This is a genomic window from Gemmatimonadetes bacterium SCN 70-22, from assembly GCA_001724275.1.
GTDB lineage: Bacteria > Gemmatimonadota > Gemmatimonadetes > Gemmatimonadales > Gemmatimonadaceae > SCN-70-22.
Window position 1 is genome coordinate 14,174 of sequence record MEDZ01000027.1, and the last position, 19,961, is coordinate 34,134.

The window sequence follows — 19,961 nt, forward strand, 5'->3', positions numbered from 1 at the left end:
GAGTTCGGCCGTCCCGCGGTCAGCGCAGCGGGTGCCACGCGCGCTGGGTGACCGGGACGAGGCGCGCCGACCACTCGAGGGCGAGGGCGGCCGCGCACGACGAGCGCTGGACGAGGGTGCTGCCGTCGAGGCGCGAGTAGTCGCCAGCTGCAACCCGCGCGTCGGCCGCCAGGACGGCGCCAAGGAGCGTCCCCCCGGCGCCCGTGCTCACGACGTCGTCGAGGGCGATGACGACCCCCGAGAAGCGCGCCCCGGCCTCCAGCACCAGGTCGCCGTCGACGAGGAGCACGCCCTGCCCCGCCCCGCCTTGCAGCCGCAGGTCGCCGGTGGCCCAGATGAGCGGCGCGTAGGTCGCGCACGCCCCACTCCCCGAGGGATCGCCCCAGTTGTCGGCGCGCAGCCGGTCGCAGCGCCCGCCCGACACGGCGGGGGCCGGCGTCACCACGCTCCCGGGGGGGAGGACGATGGCGGCGTGCCGCGTGAGCGTGGCCCAGTGCTCGGGGCCAAACGCGCGAAAGCGTGCGGGGAGCGCGGCCGACGAGTCGGTGAGGAGCGGGGGGGCTCCCGTGATGCGCCCGCTCACGCTCCCCCCCCCGCACGTCCCGTCGCACAGCCGGGTGGTGTCGGGCATGGCGATGGCGGCGGCCGGAGCCGGGGCCGCACTCGGGCAGTGCGCCGCCAGCGCCGAGGGCAGGGTGTCGCTCCCCATCACCCGCGCGCTCCCGGCGACGGCGACGCTGTCGCGCACCACGAGGGCGGCGTTGGCCGGGATGTCGGGGATGGCGAGGCGCAGGGCCACCGCCACGGAGCGCCGCGCCAGGGTGCGGGCCAGGGAGTCGCCGGCGCGGCCGGCGCTGGTGACCCACCAGGTGGTGCGCGAGGCGCGGACGGCCCGCGCGACGGCGGTCCCGCCCGCCAGCTGCATGGTGTCGGGGCCCAGCACCGCCCCCACGGGGAGGGCCTCGTGCGGGACGAGGGGCCAGCGGCGCAGGAGGTCGTAGGCGCCGGCGTCGGCCGCGTTCCCGGCCTGGCGCGCGACGCGCTCGTCGCGCGAACGCTGGAAGTCGCCCCGCCCGAGGTGCATGGCCCCCGCCGCGAGGACGGCGAGGAGGATGATGGCGACGAGCGCCGAGAGGAGCGCGACGCCTCCCGGGGGCGCAGGCGCGAGGCCACGGTGACGCGTGCCCGCGGTGCGACGGCGACCCGGGAAGACCATGCCCGGGCGGCGCGCCGCCGCGCTCCCAGCTGCAACATGCGCCGGGCAGATCATGGCGCGTTCCTCAGGGCGATGTGCCGCGCCAGCGAGTCGCGGTGGTGCCCGGCGGTCACGCCATCCATGCGCACGACGCGGCGCGTGGCCCCGCGCAGGGTGAGCGCGACGCCGCGCACGGGGGCGCCGGGGACGGGGGCGATGACGGCGCCCCCCGAGTCGCGCCAGGCGAGCGAGAAGCCACTTGCCCCCGGCGGTGATGCGTGGGGGAGGAGCGGCCCGGCGACCGGCTGGATCCCCTGCCACGCGCCGCTGGCCGCGTTCCACTCGCTCCACCCGAGCATCCATTCACCCAGCGAGCGATAGAGGGCGAAGCGTTGCGGGCGCACGACGAGGACCGGCGCTCCCGCCGCAACGGTTGGGGGGAGGGGGAGCGACAGGGTGAGGCGCCACCCGCTCTTCCCGGCGTCGGCGATGGAGTCGAGGAAGGGGGTGTGCAGGCAGGCGTCGGGGAGCGCGTGCACGGCGCTCACGGCCGCGTGCCACCAGCGATCGTCGCCCGCGTCGCGCCGACCCCCCTCGTCGAGGACGAGGAGCGAGTCGGAGGGTTGGGGGGAGCTGTTCCACCAGGTGATGGCGGCGCCCGAGGCGATGGTGGCCGGCGCCAGGTCGAGCGTCCCGGCGCCCACGTTGCAGGCGACGGCGCTCCCCACGCGCCCCAGGTAGGCCACGGCGGAATCGGTCGCCGACAGGAGGTCACCGTCGGCGGGGGCCACCGCTTGCAGCTCGGTCTCGACGGCGAAGGCGGCGACGGCGAGCTGGGCGCGCTGGTCGGCGAGCTCTGCGGCCCCGCGCGCGAAGCGCTGGGAGCGATCGACCAGGCGGAAGAGCGCCCCCGCCAGGAGCGAGGTGAGGACGATGGCCGCGAGGAGCTCGACGAGCGCGAGGCCCTGCCGCTTCAGCTGCATGGAATGATGGCCTCCTCGACGAGGGGGGCGTGCACGCGTCCCGAATTGGGGGTGAGGACGGCATGCAGCTGCCGCGTGGCGCCGGCCACGGTGGTGGTCCACCGCACCGTGCCGGCGGCGGTGGCGGCCGATCCGGCCGCGAGGGAGGAACAGGGGGCGCTGCGCAGCGAGTCGACGACGCTGGCGGTGGCGCGCGTGGCGGCGGCGAGGGCGCGGGCGGAGGCGGCGAGCCGCGCGACGAAGGTGGCCGTGGAGGCGACGCCGAGTGCGGCGACGGCGAGGAGGGCGACCGCCACGACCACCTCGACGAGGGTGAAGCCCGGGCTGGGGGGGCGACGCGGGTGGCGGCCGCCGGCGGAGCGAGACGATCTCGACATGCCAGCGACGTTAGGCACGCCGCGCGCGAAGGCGTCATCGATCGGTTCCGCGTCGTACCGAACGGGTGCGGGGAGACGGCGCTCGGGGGAGGGGGAAACGCACGCGGGGGCGGCGCCGGATGGCGCCGCCCCCGCGTGTCGCAGCCGGGAGGATGTGGCTGCGAGCGATCAGCCGTTTAGTTGCACTTCGGCTCGCCTTCGACCGTGGCCGGCGGAACCGCCGTGACGCCGATGAAGATGGCGCAGGTCTTGGACGTGGCGTTGTGGCCCGCAGTCGCGCTCCACCCGGTGCCGCCGCTGGCAGTCGCCGTGATCGTCACGCCTGACGACGGAACGAAGCCATAGATACCGCCGGCGGGGGAAACGACACCGGCCAAGTTCGACGCGGTCCCGGGGATGTAGGCCTGGTTGTCGGCGAAGTAGGACTCCTCGGTGGTGGCCATGTTGCGGAGGTCCGACTTCATCGACGCGAGGTACGCCTTCTCCTTGGTGTTCGCGAACTTCGGGATCGCGATCGCCGCGAGGATACCGATGATCACGACCACGATGAGGAGCTCGATCAGGGTGAAGCCCTTGCGCGTCTTGTTCAGCATTGTGTCTGTCTCCGGGTTGTCGAACTGGGGAGTGGTGGGTGCGTCGGTTGGATCGAACTGCTCTCGGACACCAGGTAAGGCAATCGGTGGACCAGCCGCTGTCACTCTGTCGAAAGTTAGTACGCGACAATGAGTTGGATGATTTCCTGGACTGCGAGCAGACCGCGAGCGGAGAAGTGATTTGCACGCTGTCTTGCAGTCTGCCACACGCCCAGCATCGGTGTGGCGCCCTGCTTCCACCTTCCTGCCCGACCGTGGCGGCTCCAGGAACAGGCCGTCCGGCAAGACACCCCCAAGACGCGGCGCCGCGGCAGGACGTAACACGCTGGCGGGCAACGGCCTACCGCCCGCCCTCGGGCGTGCGTTGCGTCACCGGCCGGACGAGGTTGAAGCGCACAATGTGCCAGAACGCCGCCACGCCGTCGCGCCAGCTGATCTTCTTCCCCTCCGCGTACGTGCGCCCCGCGTAGGTGATCGGCACTTCGTAGATGCGCGCCCGGGCCTGGGCCAGGCGCGCCGTGATCTCGGGCTCGAAGCCGAACCGGTTCGTGGTGAGCACGAGGCTCCGCGCCACCTCGCCCCGCACCGCCTTGTAGCACGTCTCCATGTCGGTGAGGTTGAGGTTCGTGAACATGTTGCTGACGGTGGTCAGGACGAAGTTCCCCACCGAGTGCCAGAAGTAGAGGACGCGGTGCGAGCCGCCGAGGAAGCGCGAGCCGAAGACCGCGTCGGCCTTGCCGTCGATGATGGGATCGAGGAGGAGCGGCCAGTCGGCGGGGTCGTATTCCAGGTCGGCGTCCTGCACGATCACGATGTTCCCGGTGCTCGCCGCCAGCGCCCGGCGGATGGCCGCCCCCTTCCCCCGGTTCACCGGCTCGTGGATGAGGGTGTCGATCAACCCGTCGGCGTGCAGCGCGTCGAGGAGCTCGCGCGTCCCGTCGGTGGAGCAGTCGTTGACGCAGATCACCTCCTTCCGGACGGGGACGGCGTGCACCTGGTCCAGGATGATGCGGATGGTATGGCGCTCGTTGTAGACGGGAATGAGGACCGACAGCCTCACCTCTTCGCGCGCGATGGGCGTGCGGCCGCGCATGTACGGCGTGCCGCCATCGACGGTACCGGTGAACGAGGGAGTCGGATGCCGAGGGAGCGTCATCGGGCCAGTCTCTTGAAGATCGTGACGTGAGGGGTGCGCCCGACGGGACGGAGTTCGGGCGGGGTGCGTTCGGCCAGGGCGCGCGCGGTGCGGAGCCCCGTCGCCCCGCCGGTGATGAAGTAGTCGGGGTCGTACGCATCGAAGATCTGGCGCACGACGATGGCATCTTCCACGTCGGTGAGGGGGCGCAGGCGCTCGGCGGCGGTGAAGGTGGACGTGGGGAGCGCCTTGCGCCCGGTGTACAGGTACACGATGAGGTCGTCCTCGGTGGCCAGCACGTCGTCGGGCGAGGTGTGGCGCGCGACCCACTCCACGATGGGGCGCGCGCGCTGGCCGGCGTCGCGCTGCACCGCCGTCCACCACGAGTTGGCGTATCCGATGCCGTTGTACCAAAGGTAGCCGCCGGTCATCGCGAGGGCGCAGGCGGCGACGGCCACGCGCCACGGCCATCGCAGGGCGCGCGGGAGCGCCAGCCGCCAGCACGCCAGCGCGCCAAAGGCGGCCAGCGGGAACCACAGCGGCCAGACGGCGAGGAGGAAGCGGGTGGGTTCGAAGGGCCAGAGCATCACCACCAGGATGTAGGCGGCGAGGAAGCCCAGCGTGACCGGGGCATTGCGCGCGAACCGTTTCGTTCCCGCCACGAGAAAGACGAGCAGCGCGGCGAAGGTGACGCCGCGCAGGAGCGCGTGGGTGACCGGGAGGATCATGTAGCCGATGGTGCGGTCGACGTCCTGCGCGTTGCGCACGACGACGGCGCGGGCGAACGCCCAGCCGCCCTCGCGATACCCCTCGGCCAGCCACGCGCCGTAGGAGCCGTACTTCCCCACCAGCGGATGCGCGATCTCCCCCTGGTGCGCCGAGACCCAGAGTTGCCACGGCACGAGGAAGAGCGCCGCCGCGATGCCTAACGCGAACGTCGCCCGCCAGTGCCCGCGCGCCACCAGGACGAGGGCGGCCGCGGGGACGGCGAAGGCCCCCAGCGTCCGCACCATGGCGAGGACCCCGATCAGGAGGCCGGCGACGATCGCCGGGCGCACCTCGCCGGTGTCGGCCGCGCGTTCGCAGGCAATCAACGTGGGGAAGAGAAGCGCCAGGAAGAGCGGCTCCGAGAGGACGACCCCGGTGATGAGGAGGACCACCACGGAGATGGTCCCCGCCAGTGCGACGAGGGCGGCCTGCCACGGACGCACCCCCCATCGCGTGCGGCAGAAGCCGTACGTCCCGACCGCCGCCGCCGCCAGGAAGAAGGCGTTGGCGAACTTGAAGAGGACGATGTTGTCCGGGAACGACGGCCAGAGCTTCCAGAGCGCCGCGAGGACGAGCGGGTAGCCCGGCGGATAGTGCGTGTTGTACGGGGAGCCCGGGAGATTGGTGAGCCGGAATCCGTCGCCCGAGGCGAGCGCCTTGGCGAGCACCGTATAGATGGCGTCGTCCTGGAAGGCGCCGACGGGCCACGGGGTGACGGTCAGGATGGCGACGAGGAGGACGAGGGCGGCGACGGCGAAGACGAGGAGGCGCTCGCGGTTGCTCATTGCCCGCCCTCCACACCGCTCGCCCCGCCCCGCCCCACCGGGGCGAAGACCCCCCCCGTGGCCAGCGCGCGCACGATGCGCAGCTCGGGCGGGTCGGCCTCCACCAGCCCCTTCACCGCGTACGTCCCGTACTGCGTCGACGCCAGCACATAGTCCACGCGGTAGGTGGAGAGGATCGTGCGCAGCGACTGCACCGCGAACGCCGGTGCCTGCGGGACGATGTGTTCCTGCGGGGTGAAGGCGCCGTTGGGGATCGCGCGGCGCCCGGTATAGAGGTGGATCAGGACGTCGTCGTCGGTGGCGATCACGGCCGAGCTGTCGGTGTTGGCCACGACCCACTCGGCGAGCGGACGGGCGCGATTGGCCACCGATCCCTCCACCACCCCCCACCAGTCGCGCGCCACCCCCAGGTAGTTGTAGCCGCCATACCCCACGGCGAGCGCGCCCAGCGCGGCCAGGGCGGCGCGGCGCGCGAGGTGCTGCGCCGGGCCGTCCGCGAGGCGGGGCGTGAAGCGCCACACCGTCACCGCCGCCAGGGCGAACACCAGGCCGATCAGCGGCCACACCCCCCACGTGAAGCGCGCCGGGGCGAAGGGCCAGATCACCACGACCGCCAGGTACAACAGGAGGAAGAGCGCCACGGCCGGCGCGCGGCGCCACATCGCCCCCAGCCCCAGGCCGAAGAAGAAGGCGAGCGCGATGGAGGTCGCATTGCGCACGTACACGTTGAGCGTGTCGGTGGCGGTGGACGCCCACCCCTGCGCCACCAGGCTCTTGAGGTTGGCCCACGCCACGTCGCGCAGGAAGACGAGGCCATCGGTGCGCACGGCGTCGGCCAGCCACCCCGCGTACGACCCGTACTTCCCCAGGAAGACGTGGGGGACCTCGAGCGCGTGCGCCCCGACCCACAGTTGCCAGGGGATCGACAGCGCCACCGCCACCCCCCCCAGGGCGAACGCCGCGCGCCACTGGCGGCGCCAGGCCATCACCAGCACGGTGGCCGGGACGACGAGGATGCCTAACGTCCGCACCATCGAGAGGAGGGCGGCGGCCCCCCCGGCCAGGGCGGCGTCGCGCGGGCGGCCGCTCGCCGCCGCCCGGTCGCAGGCGATGAGTGTCGCCCCGAGCCCGCAGAGGAACATCGGCTCCGAGAGCACCATCACCGTCAGGAGGACCACCGGCGCACAGGCGGTGAACGCCCCCACCGACAGCGCCGCCGCCAGGGGCCCCAGCTGCAACCGCTGGCGGGCGAAGGCGTGGAACAGCGCCGCCGCCCCGCCCAGGAACATCGCGTTGGCGAACTTGAAGAGTGTCACGTTCTGCGGAAACGCCGGGTCCAGCTTCCACAGGAGCGCCAGGAACGCCGGGTACAGCGGCGGATAGTGCGTCGCCGCCGGCGCCCCCGGGAGGTTGAGGTAGCGGTACCCCTCGCCGGTCGCCAGCGACTTGGCCAGGACGACGTAGATCCCGTCGTCCTGGAAGACGCCGACGGGCCACGCCCCGATGGCCGAGACCGCGGCGCCGAAGGCGGCCAGCGCCAGCAGCCACGGCGCCAAGCGCGCCAGCGGGAGCGACCGCGCCTCGCTCCCGTCGGCGGTGCGCGGCCCCGCCTCCCGGATCACCTCGCCCCCGCTCAATTCTCGGCCCCGAAGCGCTGCAGCTTGCGGTGCAGCGTGGAGGGGTCGATGCCTAACGACTCGGCGGCCCGCGTCTTGTTCCCCCCCTCCGACTGCAGGACCCACAGGATGTACGCCCGCTCGATCACGTCGAGCGGCGGGTTCGGCGTCGCCCGCTCGTCCACCAGGCGCTCCGGCGTGTGCGTGGTCAGCTTCTCGGGGAGCGCCGAGGCCTCGATGGTGGCCCCGTCGGAGAGGATCCACGCCCGCTCGAGGGCGTTCTCCAGCTCGCGCACGTTCCCCGGCCAGTTGTAGCGCATCACCAGCTCCAGCGCCGCCTCGCTCAGCTGCTTGGCCCCCTGCTCGCGCTGCCGCGCCGCGCGCTGCAGGAAGGTCTCCACCAGGAGCGGGATGTCGTCGCGGCGCTCGCGCAGCGGCGGGAGGTGGATCGCGATGACGTTCAGGCGATAGTACAGGTCGCGACGGAAGGTCCCGCGCCGGATCTCGTCCTCCAGGTCACGGTTCGTCGCCGCCAGCAGGCGCGTGTTGATCGCCACCGGCTCGGTGGCCCCCACCGGGATGATCTGCCGCTGCTGCAGCACGCGCAGGAGCTTGACCTGCGTGGCCGGCGTCGTCTCGCCGATCTCGTCGAGGAAGAAGGTCCCCTTCTCGGCCGAGGCGAAGAGCCCCGTCTTGTCGCGCACCGCGCCGGTGAACGACCCCTTCACGTGGCCGAACAGCTCGCTCTCCAGCAGGCTCTCGGGGAGGGCGCCGCAGTTGATCGACAGGAAGGCGCCGTCGGCGCGCTGCGACAGGTCGTGGATGTAGCGCGCGATGACCTCCTTCCCCGTCCCCGACTCGCCCTGGATGAGGACCGTCGAGTCGGTCGGCGCGACGGTCTCCGCCAGGCGCAACACCTCCGTCCACGCCCGGCTCTTCCCCACCGGGCGCGCTCCCCCCGTCTTGTCCCGGCGCTTGATCTCCTGCTTCAGCACCTTGTTCTCGACGCGCAGCGTGCGGTGCTCGGTGGCCCGCCGCAGGATCGCCAGCAGCTCGTCGTTGCGGAACGGCTTCTGGATGTAGTAGAACGCCCCCTCGTTCACCGCCTGCATCGCCGACTGCAGGGTGGCCTGCGCCGTCATCAGGATCACCGGAAGGTCGGGGTCCTTCTGGCGCGCGGCGCCGAGGATCTCCAGCCCTCCCACCGCCGGCATGCGGATGTCGCTCAGCACGACGTCGGGGGCCAGCGTCGCGATCTGCTCCAGCCCCTGCCGCCCGCCTAACGCGACGTGCGGGGTGAACCCCTCGTTCTTGAGGAGGATGCGCAGCGATTCGAGGATCCCCGGCTCGTCGTCGATGACGAGGACGCTGGGACCACTGGAGGCGCGTTCGGTCACGATGTCACTCCCGCTTCGGCCTGGGACGTGGGAAGGAGGACAGTCACGCGCGTCCCGCGCGAGTCGCTGTCGACGAAGACGAACCCGCGGTGCGACTCGATGGCCCGGTGCACCACGCTCAACCCCAGCCCGCTCCCGCCGGGCTTGGTCGTGAAGAACGGATCGAACAGGCGGTCGCGGACCTCCGCGGGGATCCCCTCCCCCTCGTCGGAGACGCGCAGCGCCACCCCCCCCTCGTCGAACGAGACCCCCGCCGGCGCATCGTCGGAGGTGAGCGGCGCCAGCTCCACGCGCACCGTCCCCGCGCGCGTCGACGCCTGCACCGCGTTCAGCGCCAGGTTGAAGACGGCCCGATGCAGCAGGTCCTCGTCCCCCTCCACCACCACGCTCCCGCTCCCCACCTCGCATTGCACCTGCACCCCCTCCGGGCGGTCCGGGTGCGCCGCCACCAGCGACGCCGCGTCGCGCGCCACCGCGGCCAGGTCCACCGGCCCGATGCGCGTCACCCGCACCCGCGCGAAATCCAGGAACTCGCTCAGCAGCCGCGACAGGCGGTCCGACTCGCGCACGATCAGCGACGAGAGCGACCGCTCGTCGTCGGTGGCCCGCGGCGAGCGCCCCAGCTGCTCCACCGCCGATCGGATCGACGCCAGCGGGTTCTTGATCTCGTGCGCCAACGACGCGCTCAGCTCGGCCACCGCCTCCAGCCGCTCGGCGCGCATGTGCAGCGTGTCGAGCCGCTTCTGGTCGGAAATGTCCTGGAAGATGACCGTCGCCGTCCCCCCTCCCCCCCCGTTCCCCTCGCCACCGCTCGGCACGGTGACCGTCGTGTTGAGCCCGATGGGAAAGGTGCGCCCCGCCAGCTGCACCTCCCCCTCGGCCCGCGCCGTCCGCACCCCGGTGGCCGCCGCCCGCTCCATCGCCCGCGCCAGCGACGGCGACACCGGCGCGATGCGCCCGACGATCGGGCGCCCCACCTGCTCGTCGAGCGCGATCCCGAGCAGCGCGCTGGCGCTGGGATTGGCGTACAGCAGCGTGCCCTGCGCATCGATGGTGATGATCCCGCTGCGGATGTTGCGCAGGATGTCGCTCGCCTCGAGGCGAACCTTCACCAGCTCCGCCGCCAGCTCCTCCGTCCCCGCCCGCGCCTCGCGCAGCCTGGCCGCGATGTACCACGACGACAGCGCCACCACCGCGAAGACGACCAGCTGCAGCCACACCCCCAGGTCCAGCGGGGCGTCCGACAGGAGGATGATGTCGCCGAAGTAGAGGAGGCACGCCAGCGCCGCCGCGACGAACGCCCCGCTCGGCGTCAGCAGCACCGCCGAGGTCGCGATCACCAGGATGAACAGCGCCGCGAACTGCGACGCCCCTCCCCCCGTCACGTGGACGATGGCCGTCACCAGGACCAGGTCGAACAGCGACTGCAGCGACAGGAAGACCGCCCCCAAGCGCCTCCCCCGGTTCTCGCTGTACAGCGCTGCCCCGGCCGTGAAGACCATCGCCCCCGTCATCAGGAGCGAGGCGACCAGCGTCGAGCTGCGCTCCGCATCGCGCCAGGCGAAGACCGCCGCGAGGTAGATCGCCGTCGACAGCACCAGACGTCCCACATAGATGGACCGCAGCAGGCGCCGCGGCTCAATGAAGGAACGGGATGCGTCGGGAGCGAGTGCGTTCACGCCGGGACGGGTTCTGGGGGCATTGCATCCTGCAACGGGGGTTGGACCGCCTGCACACTGGCAAAGTGCCACTCCCTTGACGACTCGCCACGGAACGCGTTTCCCGGCTTGGCCTTGGGGGAATAGCGAAACGCCGCGCTTCGGTTAGGCTTGACTGGGGTCCGGGGCCGCCGCCCCTGTCGGCGTACCCTGTCGGCGACCCCGTCGGGGACCCCGTCGGCGAACCCTGTCGGCGAACCCTGTCGAGCCCCCGCCTCGCCCCCGCCAGCGCCCAATTCGCCCCTTGCTCCCCCGCCTCTCCCGATCGATCGCCTCCGTGTCCACCCCCTCGCTTGCGCTCGCGCTCGTCCTGGGGGGGATGGCGCTGGCCGGGTGCGGTGCCGGGAAGGGGGTCGCCGAGGGGGGAGCGAAGGGCGGGGAGGGCGAGCCGCCCGCGCAGCGCCAACCGGCCGACTCGCCATGGACCGCCTACGCTCGGGGACTCTCGGCCGACTCGTTCCCCGCCCCGTCGCGCCGCTTCTCCCAGATCGTTGCCCCCCGCTGGACCGACGAGATCGCCCGCGACGCCGCCCACGAGGCGGAGACCGTCATGGACGCCCTGGGGCTCGCCCCGGGCATGCGCGTGGCCGACGTGGGCGCGGGCGACGGATATTACGTGCTCCGCATGTCGCAGCGGGTGGGGGCGACCGGGCACGTGTACGGACAGGACATCGTCCCCGAATACCTCGACCTCCTGGCGAAGCGCGTGCGAGAGGCCGGCCTCACGAACGTGACGGTGGTGCGGGGCGATCCACACGACCCGCGCCTCCCCCCCGACTCGCTCGACGCCGCCATCATGATTCACATGTACCACGAGGTCACCGACCCCTACGCCCTCCTCTGGAACCTGGCGCGCTCGCTCAAGCCGGGGGCCAGGGTCGCGATCCTCGATACGTCGTTCCCCACCGACCAGCACGGGACTCCGCCGTGGCTCCTCCGCTGCGAGCTCGGGGTGGTGGGCTATGGCTTCGTCCGGAGCATGGAGACCGGCGACGACGAGTACCTCGCGGTCTTCCGCGCGCCGGCGCGCGATTCCCTCCCGTCGCCCGCGGTGGTGCGCTCGCGCGTTGCCGCCGGGGCCTGCCAGCAGCGTTAGGCGGCACGCGCCGGCGGGCCCGTCCCGGGCCCGCACCCCGGCGCCCGTCCACTCCCCGATTCATCGCGTGGAACCCCTCTCCCTCTCCTCCCTCGGCGGCCGCCTCTCGGCGGTCATCGTCCTCGTCCTCCTCAACGGCTTCTTCGTGATGGCGGAGTTCGCCCTGGTGGGGGCCAGGCGCAGCAAGCTGGCCGAGATGGCGGACCGCGGCGATCGCGGCGCCCGCCGCGCCCAGGCGGCCATCGCCGACCTCGATCGCTACATCTCGGGGACGCAGCTCGGCATCACCCTCGCCTCGCTCGCGTTGGGGTGGATCGGCGAACCGGCGCTCGCCGTGGTCGTGGACCGCGCACTGGCCCAGTTCGGGATCGCGGTCCCCGTGGGGATGGCCCATTCCGCCGCCGGGACCATCACCGCGTTCGTCATCATCACCTTCCTCCACATCGTCCTCGGCGAGCTCGCCCCCAAGTCGGTGGCCCTCGTCATGCCCGAAAAGGTCAGCGGGCTCGTGGCCCTCCCGCTGATGGCCTTCTCGCGGGCGATGTCGCCGTTCATCTGGGTGCTGAACGGGACGGCCTCCTGGCTCCTGCGCCTGGTGGGAATCCGCCCGATGTCCGAGGCGCACCACGCCCACTCCCCCGAGGAGTTGCGCCTCCTGGTGATGCAGGCGCGCGGCGCCGGGACGCTCAACGAGACCGACTCGGCGATGCTGGCCGGGATCTTCGACTTCTCCGCCAAGCGCGTGCACGACGTCATGCGCCCGCGCACCGAGATCGTCGCCCTCCACGTCGACGACGACGAGGCGGCCGTCAACGAAGTGCTGCGCCGCGAGCGCTACTCGCGCTACCCGGTCTACGACGAGTCGCCCGACGACATCGTCGGCGTCTTCGTCGCCAAGGACTTCTGGCTGCGTGAGGGCGAGACGCCATTCTCGCTGCGCGCCATCCTGCGCGAGCCGTTCTTCGTTCCCGCTTCACGCTCCGCCGAGCGCGTGCTCGACGACCTGCGCCGCACGCGGGCGCAGATGGCCATCGTGCTCGACGAGTTCGGCGGGACGGCGGGGCTCGTCACGCTGGAAGACCTCGTCGAGGAGGTCATCGGCGACATCGCCGACGAGTACGACCTGGCGACGCGCGACGTGGTCGAGGTCGACGGCATCCTCGAGCTGTCGGGGTCGATGTCGCTCGTCGACGTGCGATCGGACCATCGCCTCCCCGTCCCCGAGGGGGAGTGGACGACGCTCGGGGGGTACGTGTTCGGGCGGCTGGGACGGGTGCCACAGCTGGGCGATCGCGTCCCGTATCCCGGTGGGGAGCTGGAGGTCATCGCCATGGACAAACGGCGCGTTGCCGCCGTGCGGGTGCATCGTGCCCCGGCCGCCGGCTGACGACGACCTGGTCGTCGACGCGCGGCACGTGATCCCGCGCGCAGAGCTGTCGGCCCGCACCTCCCGCGCCGGGGGGGCCGGCGGGCAGCACGTCAACACCTCCTCCACGCGGGTGGAGGTCCTGTGGAGCCCGGGGACGTCACGGGCGCTCGACGACGCCGAGCGGGCCCGGGTGCTGGACAAGCTGGCGGGGAGGCTCGACGCCGAGGGGCGCGTGCGCGTGGTGGCCAGCGACACGCGGAGCCAGCGGCAGAACCGCGAGCTGGCGGAGGGGCGATTGGCCGAGCTCGTCAGGCGGGCGCTCATCGTCCCGCGCAAGCGCAAGGCGACCCGTCCGACGCGGGCCGCCAGGGAGCAGCGCCTCGATACCAAGCGGCGCGCATCGGAGAAGAAGTCGCGGCGGCGCACGCGCGACTGGGAGTGAGGGGGGGCAGCTCGCCGAGGCGCGCACCTCCCGCACCTCCCGCACCTCTCGCACCGGCCGCGCCCACCGCATGACGTCGCTTGACGCTGGCCACGGTCGCCAGAGATTCACAGGCTCCCCGCAGCATCCTCTCCCCTCGTACGACGGAGGAGCTCATGTTCCTGATCCGCGACATCATGTACTGCCAGCCCGGCAAGGCGCGCCCGATGGTGGAGAAGTTCAAGGCGCTGGCGCGGCTGACGGACAAACTCGGGTTTGCGCGCATGCGCGTCATGACCGACGTCAGCGCCGAGCGGTACTGGACGGTGGTGGCGGAGTTCGAGGTGGCGAGCCTCGAGGAGTACACGCAGCAGACGCGGAAGTCGATGGAGCTGCCGGAGTTCCAGGCGGCGATGGCGGGGTACCACGACCTCATCGCCAGCGGGCGCCGCGAGATCTACCAGCTGGAGTCGTAGGATGGCGCGAGGTGCGGAGCGCCGTGCAACGTCGCGCGGCGCTCGGCACACGCCCCGGGGGCGCCGGCTCCGCCCGCACCCGGGTGCCCGCGTTGTCAATGGTGGCGACGGCGCTAGAATCCGGGGATGACGACCTACTGCGAAGTCGCCCGCGGCCACGAGTATCATGGGCCGTATCACGACACCGAGTACGGCTTCCCCATTGCCGACGACGACCGCCTCTTCGAGCGGTTGATCCTCGAGATCAACCAGGCGGGACTCTCGTGGCTCACCATCCTCAGGAAGCGCGAGCACTTCACGCGCGCCTATCACGGCTTCGAGATCGCGCGCGTCGCGCGCTACACCGCCCGTGACGAGGCGCGCCTCCTGGCCGATGCCGGGATCATCCGCAATCGGCTCAAGGTGAAGGCGGCGATCGAGAACGCGAGGCGCGTGCAGCGGTTGCAGGCGTCGCACGGGTCGTTTGCCGCCTGGCTCGACGCCCACCACCCGCTGGACCGCGCCGGGTGGCAGAAGCTCTTCAAGCAGACGTTCACCTTCACCGGGGGCGAGATCGTGAACGAGTTCCTGCTCAGCACCGGCTACCTCGCGGGGGCGCACGTCGAGTCGTGCCCGGTGTACCGCAAGGTGGTGCGGGCGCGCCCCCCGTGGAGCCGGCGTTAGGCACCAGGCATCGGCGCCGCGCGCCCGCGGGCGATATCGACGTTCCCCCCAGGCGTCCGCCAGACGCCACCCGCCCCCGCTGCCGCACCAGCGCCCGCTACCGCACCCGCGCCCGCTACCGCACGCGCGCCCGCTACCGCACCCGCGCCAGCGCCCCCTCCAGCTCCCGGAGCGTCGCGTCGGCCGCCGCGCGCACCTGCGTGGTGGGGGCGTAGTCGGCGCCATCCACCATGTCCAGGAGCTGCGTGAGCCGCCCGCTCAGGCGGCGCAGCGCCGCGTCCAGGCCGGCCGGCGCGCCTTGCAGCTGGCGCACCCGGTCCAGCCCCCCCGCCGCCCGGTCCACCCCCACGTGCAACCGCACGGCCAGCGCGTGCTGCGCCCGGATCCCCGCCGCCGGCGTCCGCACCCGCGGGTCCATCCGCACGGTGAGCGGCTGCGTCAGCACCGCCCCGTCCACCGTCAGCCGCACGGTGTAGCGCCCGGGGAGCACGAACGGCCCCAGCGGCTCCGGGACGGTCTGCCCGGGGATCGCCGAGATGGGGTACGAGAAGGCGAGCGCCCTCGGGCGCGGGTGCCGGATGTCCCAGACGAAGCGATGCAGCCCGGGCTCGGGGCTCAACACCGGCGACGGGCGGATCCACCAGTCGGGCCAGTGCCCCTCGGCGCGCGGGTCGGGATCGGGATTGACCCCCTTCTCATACCGCCGCACCACCGTCCCCGCCGAGTCGAGGATCTCGAGCGTGAGCGTGCCGGCCGTCCCCCCGAGCCAGTAGTGCAGCACCGCCCCGTCCGGGGGGTTCTCGGCGCGCGGCTCGTCAGGGGGAAGCGGCGTGTCGGTGTACATCGAGTAGCGCACCCGCGTCGCCAGCGCCGGCCTGAAGAGGTGCGCCGCCTTCGCCGTCGGGTTCGACGCCATCTCGCGCAGCGGCGAGATGTCGTCCAGGATCCAGAAGCCGCGCCCGTGCGTTGCCACCACCAGGTCGTCGTCCTTGATGACGAGGTCGCGGATCGACGTCGCCGGCATGTTCACCTGCAGCGACACCCAGTGGTCGCCGTCGTCGAACGAGACCCAGACCTTGGTCTCGCTCCCGGCAAAGAGGAGCCCCCGCCGCTTCGGGTCCTCGCGCACCACGTTGATCGTCGCCCCGCTGTCGATCCCCGTCACGATCCGCGTCCAGCTCTTCCCGCCGTCGTGCGTGCGGAAGATGTGCGGGCGCAGGTCGTCCAGGCGGAGGGTATTGATCGCCGCGTAGGCGGTGAGCGTGTCGAAGTGCCCCGCGTCCATGAGGGAGACCTTGGCCCACGGGACGAGCTCCGGCGGCGTGACGTTGCGCCAGCTGCGCCCTCCGTTCATGGTGACGTGGATGAGCCCATCGTCCGACCCCGCCCAGATCACGTTCTCGCGGCGGTAGCTCGGGGCGATGGTGTACACCACCCCCGGGTGGCGCGCCCGTGCGCTCGGCTCATTCGCATACTTCCCCACGTTGGGCGGGACGATCGAGTCCTTGCGCGTGAGGTCGGGGGAGATCTCGGTCCAGTGGTTCCCCCCGTCGGTCGTCTGCCAGATGGTGTTGGCCCCGAAGTAGAGCTTGCGCGGGTTGGTGGGGGCGAAGAGGATCGGCGCGGTGCGCAGCATCCGGTAGTTGGCGTCGCGGAACGGCCTGGGGGCCACGTTCTGCGTCTGCCCGGTGCGGTAGTCGAACTTCGAGACCTTCCCGCCGTACATGATGTTCGGGTCGAGCGGGTCGGGCGCCACGTAGCCGTACTCCTCCACCCCCACCGGGCGCCACTCGCGATACGTGATCTGCCCGTCGTTCCCGCGGCTCAGCACGCACGCCGACCCCGACTCCTGCTGCCCGCCGCACACCCGGTAGGGCCACGAGTTGTCGGTGGTGACGTGGTAGAACTGCGCCGTGGGCTGGTTGTACCACGAGCTCCAGCTCGCGCCGCCGTTGACGGTGATGATGGCCCCCTGGTCGGCGGCGATGAGGATGATGTCCGGGTTGTCCGGGTTGATCCAGATGCGGTGGTAGTCGTCACCGCCAGGTGCACCGCGAATCATCTTCCACGTCACCCCGGCGTCGGTCGACTTCCAGGTCACGATGCTCCCGCTGTACACCACGTCGGGGTTCTTCGGGTCCACCTTGACCTCGGCGAAGTCCGAGCCGCGGTTGTGCACCCGCTCGTCGCTCGACGTCCTGGCCCACGAGGCCCCCGCGTCGTCGGAGCGGTAGATCCCGCTGCGCTCCCCCGCGTCGATGGTGATGAAGAGGCGGCTCGGCCGGCTCGGCGCGATCGCGATCCCGATGCGCCCCAGCCCCTCGGCGGGGGTGGGGAGCCCCTTCATGATGGGGGTCCAGCTCTCCCCGCCGTCGGTGGTCTTGAAGAGCCCAGTCCCCTCTCCCTGCCACACCCCGTTCTCCCACGGCCCCTGTCGCGACTCCCACAGCGCGGCATACAGCGTGTTGGGGTCGTCGGGCGCCATCACCACGTCGATGGCCCCGGTGTTCTCGTCCTTCCCCAGCACCTTGCGGAACGTCCTCCCCCCGTCGAGCGAGCGAAACACCCCGCGCTCCTCGTTAGGCCCGTAGGGGTGCCCCAGCACGGCCACGAAGAGGCGGTCGGGATTCCCCGGGTCGACCACGATCTGGGGGATCTGCTGGCCGTCGCGCAACCCCAGCCGCGCCCACGTCTTCCCGCCATCGGTGGTCTTGTAGACCCCGTCGCCGGTGGAGAGGTCGGGGCGCTGGAGCCCCTCGCCGCTCCCCACGTAGATGACGTCCGGGTCGCTCGGCGCCACCGCGATGGCCCCGACCGATCCGCTCGGCTGCCCGTCGAAGATCGGGGTCCACGTGCGCCCGAAGTCGGTCGTCTTCCACACCCCGCCGTTCACCGCGCCGATGTAGAAGGTGTTGGGCTGCTGCCGCACCCCGGTGGCCGCCTTCGTGCGCCCGGCACGGAACGGCCCGATGTGGCGCCACCGCAGCTCGCCGAACAGCGACGAGGGATGCTGCGCCCGCGCCGGTGCCGGCAGGGCGGCGAGGACGGCGAGGGCGAGGAGGGCGGTGCGCGCGCGAACGAGCGAAGCCGGCGGGTGGATCATGGCGTGCGGTCCTGTTGCGGTGAGGGAACGGTTGCTTCCGATGGTTTGTCAGCGCGGCGGGCGGGGCGAGCGGCCCCCGCGCGGATCGCCGCCGAGAAGTCGTCGCCCGGCCGCGCGGCGCGTGCGCGGTCGTTGATGCGGAAGCGCGCGCGGAGCTCGTCCAGCGATCCGCGCGCGTCGATGAGCCCCAGCGAGTGCGCGATCTCGTCGGTGTAGCCCGGGAGGATGGTCTTGAGGCTCGACGGGATGCGTCCGGGGATCATGCGGTTCACGTGATCCACCAGGTTCGAGGTGCAGTTGCTGGTGAGGGTGTGGTAGAACTCCGGGTGCTCCTGCAGCGCGTTGGCCCGCTGCAGCATCTCCACGAACATCTGCCGCACGCGCTCGCGCGGCGCCCCGATGGGGTAGAGCAGGACATCGTCGCCGTCGTACAGCGCCCGCCTGCCGATGAGGTCGTGCTCGGTGCCGACGATGTAGGCCAGCTCGAACCGTCGCAGCGCGCCGGCCACGAAGCCGTACGTCTCCCCGACCTCGCGCCGCGCCTCCACCGAGATGGCGACGTACTCGCCGTCGCTGAACCCGAACGACACGAAGGCGTGCGCCGGCCCCCGCCACGCCGAGAAGAACGGCGTGAGGACGAACCAGGCGCTCTCGATCTCGCCCAGGTCGTACGTCCGCTCCAGGTATCGCTCGGCGAAGTCGTTCGCGGAGGTGTACGCGAAGTCGCGCAGGTCGTGGATGGTGACGAGCGAGCCGCCGTGGAACTCCGCCCGCGCCAGGCGCCGGTGTTCGGGGGTCCAGGTGCGGTTGGCGCCAGGGACCCTGGGGGCGACGAGGGCGAGCCAGAGGAGGGCGACGGCCGCGGCGGCCACGCCAGCCAGCGCCGCGATGCGGAGCACGCTCCCGCCCGTCGACTCGAGGCTCATCCGCCGTCCCCCCGGGCGCGCCGGGCCAGCACGGCCGCCGACGTCATGTGCCCCGTCACGTTGAGCGTGGTCTTGAAGATGTCGGGGACGGCGTCGAGGGCGATCAGGATCCCCACCCCCTCCACCGGGAGCCCCACGGTGGGGAAGAGCGGGGCGATGATGAACAGCGACCCCGAGGGAATGCCCGGCACCGAGAACGACATCAGGACGGCGGCGACGCCGAAGGTGGCCAGCGACGAGAGGCCGAAGGGGACGCCATACAGCCTGGCGATGAAGAGCCCGCCGACGATCCACGACACCGCCAGGTTGAGCCGGAAGGTCGACACCGCCAGGGGCAACGCGAAGCCCGAGACCTCCCTCCGCAGCTGCAAGCGCTGTTCGGCGGCGTCGAGCATGGCGGGGAGCGCCGCCAGCGACGAGCGCGTCCCCATCGCCACCACCTGCGCGGGGAGCGCCGCGCGGGCGAAGCGCCCCGGCGGCACGCCGCCGACGAGCACGGCCACCGGGTAGAGGAGGGCGGTGGCGGCCACCAGGAGGGCGGCGTGGGTGACGAGGTAGAAGCCGATGGCCCCCGCCCCGGAGACGCCGAGCCTGGCGCCGAGGGTGATGGCCAGGGCCAGGATGCCTAACGCGGAGAGCCAGAGCACCGCCCGCACCAGGACCAGCATGGCGTCGGCGACGGCGCGAAAGACCCCCAGCACCACGTCGCGCGTGGCGTCGGGGAGGCGCGAGATGGCCAGGGCGAAGGCGACGGTGAAGACGATGAGGGGGAGCATCGCCCCCTCCGCCGCCGCGGCCACCGGGTTCACCGGGACGAGCGACGTGAGCCACGCCGCGAAGCCGGGGAGCGGCGGCACCATCCCCGCCCCGCCAGCTGCACGCTCGCGCAGGGCCGCCGCCGAGGCGGGATCGACCACCAGACGGTCGTACAGCGGAGGGGCGGCCAGGGCGGTGAACAGCGCCACCCCGGCCAGGAGGGCGATGAAGAGGGCCAGCGCGCTCCCCCCCAGCCGCCCCACCGCCCGCAGGTCGCGCATCGAGGCGATCCCCGTCACCAGGAGCGCCACCACCAGCGGGACGACGGTCATGCGGATCGCGTTCACCCACATCGTCCCCACCGGCTCGCTCACCGCCAGGAGCACCGACGCGACGCCGGGAGACGAGGCGGCGGCCACCGCGCCGATGGCGAAGCCGACGGCGAGGGAGAGCACGGCCGCGAGGCCGCCATTGATGCGGATGACCGGCCGGCCGCCGCGCTTGCGCATGGCCACAATGCTACGGCGCGCACCGGGGGGCCTCAACCATGGTCGCGCGAAGTGTCCGGCGCCCCCCCGCCGCGG

General features: G+C 72.3%; 17 protein-coding genes. 5 read left to right on the top strand and 12 right to left on the bottom strand.

Annotation, left to right across the window (positions count from 1 at the left end):
* Nucleotides 1-19 precede the first annotated feature (19 nt).
* The 9 genes from ABS52_13560 to ABS52_13600 form a co-directional block, all read right to left on the bottom strand.
* A complete protein-coding gene (locus tag ABS52_13560; GenBank protein ID ODT02450.1) occupies nt 20-1,270 on the bottom strand; it encodes a hypothetical protein in 1,251 nt (416 codons plus the stop codon).
* Nucleotides 1,267-2,178: a hypothetical protein gene (locus ABS52_13565; protein ODT02451.1), complete on the bottom strand. Its 912-nt coding sequence runs from the start codon at nt 2,176-2,178 to the stop codon at nt 1,267-1,269. Before ABS52_13565 ends, ABS52_13560 begins: the two co-directional genes overlap by 4 nt.
* Nucleotides 2,169-2,555 carry a hypothetical protein gene (locus ABS52_13570; protein ODT02452.1) on the bottom strand — a complete coding sequence of 129 codons (387 nt, stop codon included), beginning with the start codon at nt 2,553-2,555 and terminating at the stop codon, nt 2,169-2,171. The genes ABS52_13565 and ABS52_13570 overlap by 10 nt, the downstream gene beginning before the upstream one ends.
* A 176-nt stretch (nt 2,556-2,731) precedes the next feature.
* Nucleotides 2,732-3,148 (bottom strand): hypothetical protein, encoded by a 417-nt coding sequence (locus ABS52_13575; protein ODT02453.1) that lies wholly within the window; start codon nt 3,146-3,148, stop codon nt 2,732-2,734.
* Nucleotides 3,149-3,488: 340 nt separating this feature from the next.
* A complete protein-coding gene (locus ABS52_13580) occupies nt 3,489-4,208 on the bottom strand; it encodes a glycosyl transferase (GenBank protein ODT02494.1) in 720 nt (239 codons plus the stop codon).
* A 92-nt stretch (nt 4,209-4,300) separates the two neighbouring features.
* Nucleotides 4,301-5,836, bottom strand: a complete 1,536-nt coding sequence (locus ABS52_13585; GenBank protein ODT02454.1) for a hypothetical protein — start codon at nt 5,834-5,836, stop codon at nt 4,301-4,303.
* Nucleotides 5,833-7,473, bottom strand: a complete 1,641-nt coding sequence (locus ABS52_13590; protein ID ODT02455.1) for a hypothetical protein — start codon at nt 7,471-7,473, stop codon at nt 5,833-5,835. Before ABS52_13590 ends, ABS52_13585 begins: the two co-directional genes overlap by 4 nt.
* The gene (locus tag ABS52_13595; GenBank protein ODT02495.1) at nt 7,470-8,852 is read right to left on the bottom strand and encodes a hypothetical protein; all 1,383 of its coding nucleotides are present in this window, start codon (nt 8,850-8,852) and stop codon (nt 7,470-7,472) included. The genes ABS52_13590 and ABS52_13595 overlap by 4 nt, the downstream gene beginning before the upstream one ends.
* Nucleotides 8,846-10,528 carry a hypothetical protein gene (locus tag ABS52_13600; protein ID ODT02456.1) on the bottom strand — a complete coding sequence of 561 codons (1,683 nt, stop codon included), beginning with the start codon at nt 10,526-10,528 and terminating at the stop codon, nt 8,846-8,848. Before ABS52_13600 ends, ABS52_13595 begins: the two co-directional genes overlap by 7 nt.
* Nucleotides 10,529-10,811: 283 nt before the next feature.
* On the opposite strand from ABS52_13600, the gene ABS52_13605 reads away from it, so the two are divergent.
* From ABS52_13605 to ABS52_13625, 5 genes are all read left to right on the top strand, one after another.
* Complete coding sequence (locus tag ABS52_13605) at nt 10,812-11,663, top strand: hypothetical protein (protein ODT02457.1); 852 nt, start codon at nt 10,812-10,814, stop codon at nt 11,661-11,663.
* Nucleotides 11,664-11,730: 67 nt separating this feature from the next.
* Nucleotides 11,731-13,050 carry a hypothetical protein gene (locus ABS52_13610; protein ID ODT02458.1) on the top strand — a complete coding sequence of 440 codons (1,320 nt, stop codon included), beginning with the start codon at nt 11,731-11,733 and terminating at the stop codon, nt 13,048-13,050.
* Nucleotides 13,051-13,057: 7 nt separating this feature from the next.
* Nucleotides 13,058-13,474 carry a hypothetical protein gene (locus tag ABS52_13615; GenBank protein ODT02496.1) on the top strand — a complete coding sequence of 139 codons (417 nt, stop codon included), beginning with the start codon at nt 13,058-13,060 and terminating at the stop codon, nt 13,472-13,474.
* A 155-nt stretch (nt 13,475-13,629) separates the two neighbouring features.
* On the top strand, nt 13,630-13,929 hold the full coding sequence (locus ABS52_13620) for a hypothetical protein (GenBank protein ID ODT02459.1): 300 nt from the start codon (nt 13,630-13,632) through the stop codon (nt 13,927-13,929).
* A gap of 126 nt (nt 13,930-14,055) precedes the next feature.
* On the top strand, nt 14,056-14,592 hold the full coding sequence (locus ABS52_13625; protein ODT02460.1) for a DNA-3-methyladenine glycosylase: 537 nt from the start codon (nt 14,056-14,058) through the stop codon (nt 14,590-14,592).
* A gap of 133 nt (nt 14,593-14,725) precedes the next feature.
* On the opposite strand, the gene ABS52_13630 is transcribed toward ABS52_13625, so the two are convergent.
* The 3 genes from ABS52_13630 to ABS52_13640 are packed head-to-tail and all read right to left on the bottom strand — an operon-like array spanning nt 14,726 to nt 19,853.
* Complete coding sequence (locus ABS52_13630; protein ODT02461.1) at nt 14,726-17,695, bottom strand: glycoside hydrolase; 2,970 nt, start codon at nt 17,693-17,695, stop codon at nt 14,726-14,728.
* Complete coding sequence (locus tag ABS52_13635; protein ID ODT02462.1) at nt 17,692-18,621, bottom strand: hypothetical protein; 930 nt, start codon at nt 18,619-18,621, stop codon at nt 17,692-17,694. The genes ABS52_13630 and ABS52_13635 overlap by 4 nt, the downstream gene beginning before the upstream one ends.
* Entirely contained in the window at nt 18,618-19,853 is a 1,236-nt protein-coding gene (locus tag ABS52_13640) for a hypothetical protein (GenBank protein ID ODT02497.1), read from the bottom strand. The genes ABS52_13635 and ABS52_13640 overlap by 4 nt, the downstream gene beginning before the upstream one ends.
* Nucleotides 19,854-19,961 lie beyond the last annotated feature (108 nt).

What these genes read in the sequence shown, in the direction of transcription:
- ABS52_13635 (ODT02462.1), bottom strand. Translation starts at nt 18,621, where the DNA reads ATGAGCCTCGAGTCGACGGGCGGGAGCGTGCTCCGCATCGCGGCGCTG.
- ABS52_13570 (ODT02452.1), bottom strand. Translation starts at nt 2,555, where the DNA reads ATGTCGAGATCGTCTCGCTCCGCCGGCGGCCGCCACCCGCGTCGCCCC.
- ABS52_13620 (ODT02459.1), top strand. Translation starts at nt 13,630, where the DNA reads ATGTTCCTGATCCGCGACATCATGTACTGCCAGCCCGGCAAGGCGCGC.
- ABS52_13585 (ODT02454.1), bottom strand. Translation starts at nt 5,836, where the DNA reads ATGAGCAACCGCGAGCGCCTCCTCGTCTTCGCCGTCGCCGCCCTCGTC.
- ABS52_13575 (ODT02453.1), bottom strand. Translation starts at nt 3,148, where the DNA reads ATGCTGAACAAGACGCGCAAGGGCTTCACCCTGATCGAGCTCCTCATC.
- ABS52_13560 (ODT02450.1), bottom strand. Translation starts at nt 1,270, where the DNA reads ATGATCTGCCCGGCGCATGTTGCAGCTGGGAGCGCGGCGGCGCGCCGC.
- ABS52_13630 (ODT02461.1), bottom strand. Translation starts at nt 17,695, where the DNA reads ATGATCCACCCGCCGGCTTCGCTCGTTCGCGCGCGCACCGCCCTCCTC.
- ABS52_13625 (ODT02460.1), top strand. Translation starts at nt 14,056, where the DNA reads ATGACGACCTACTGCGAAGTCGCCCGCGGCCACGAGTATCATGGGCCG.
- ABS52_13565 (ODT02451.1), bottom strand. Translation starts at nt 2,178, where the DNA reads ATGCAGCTGAAGCGGCAGGGCCTCGCGCTCGTCGAGCTCCTCGCGGCC.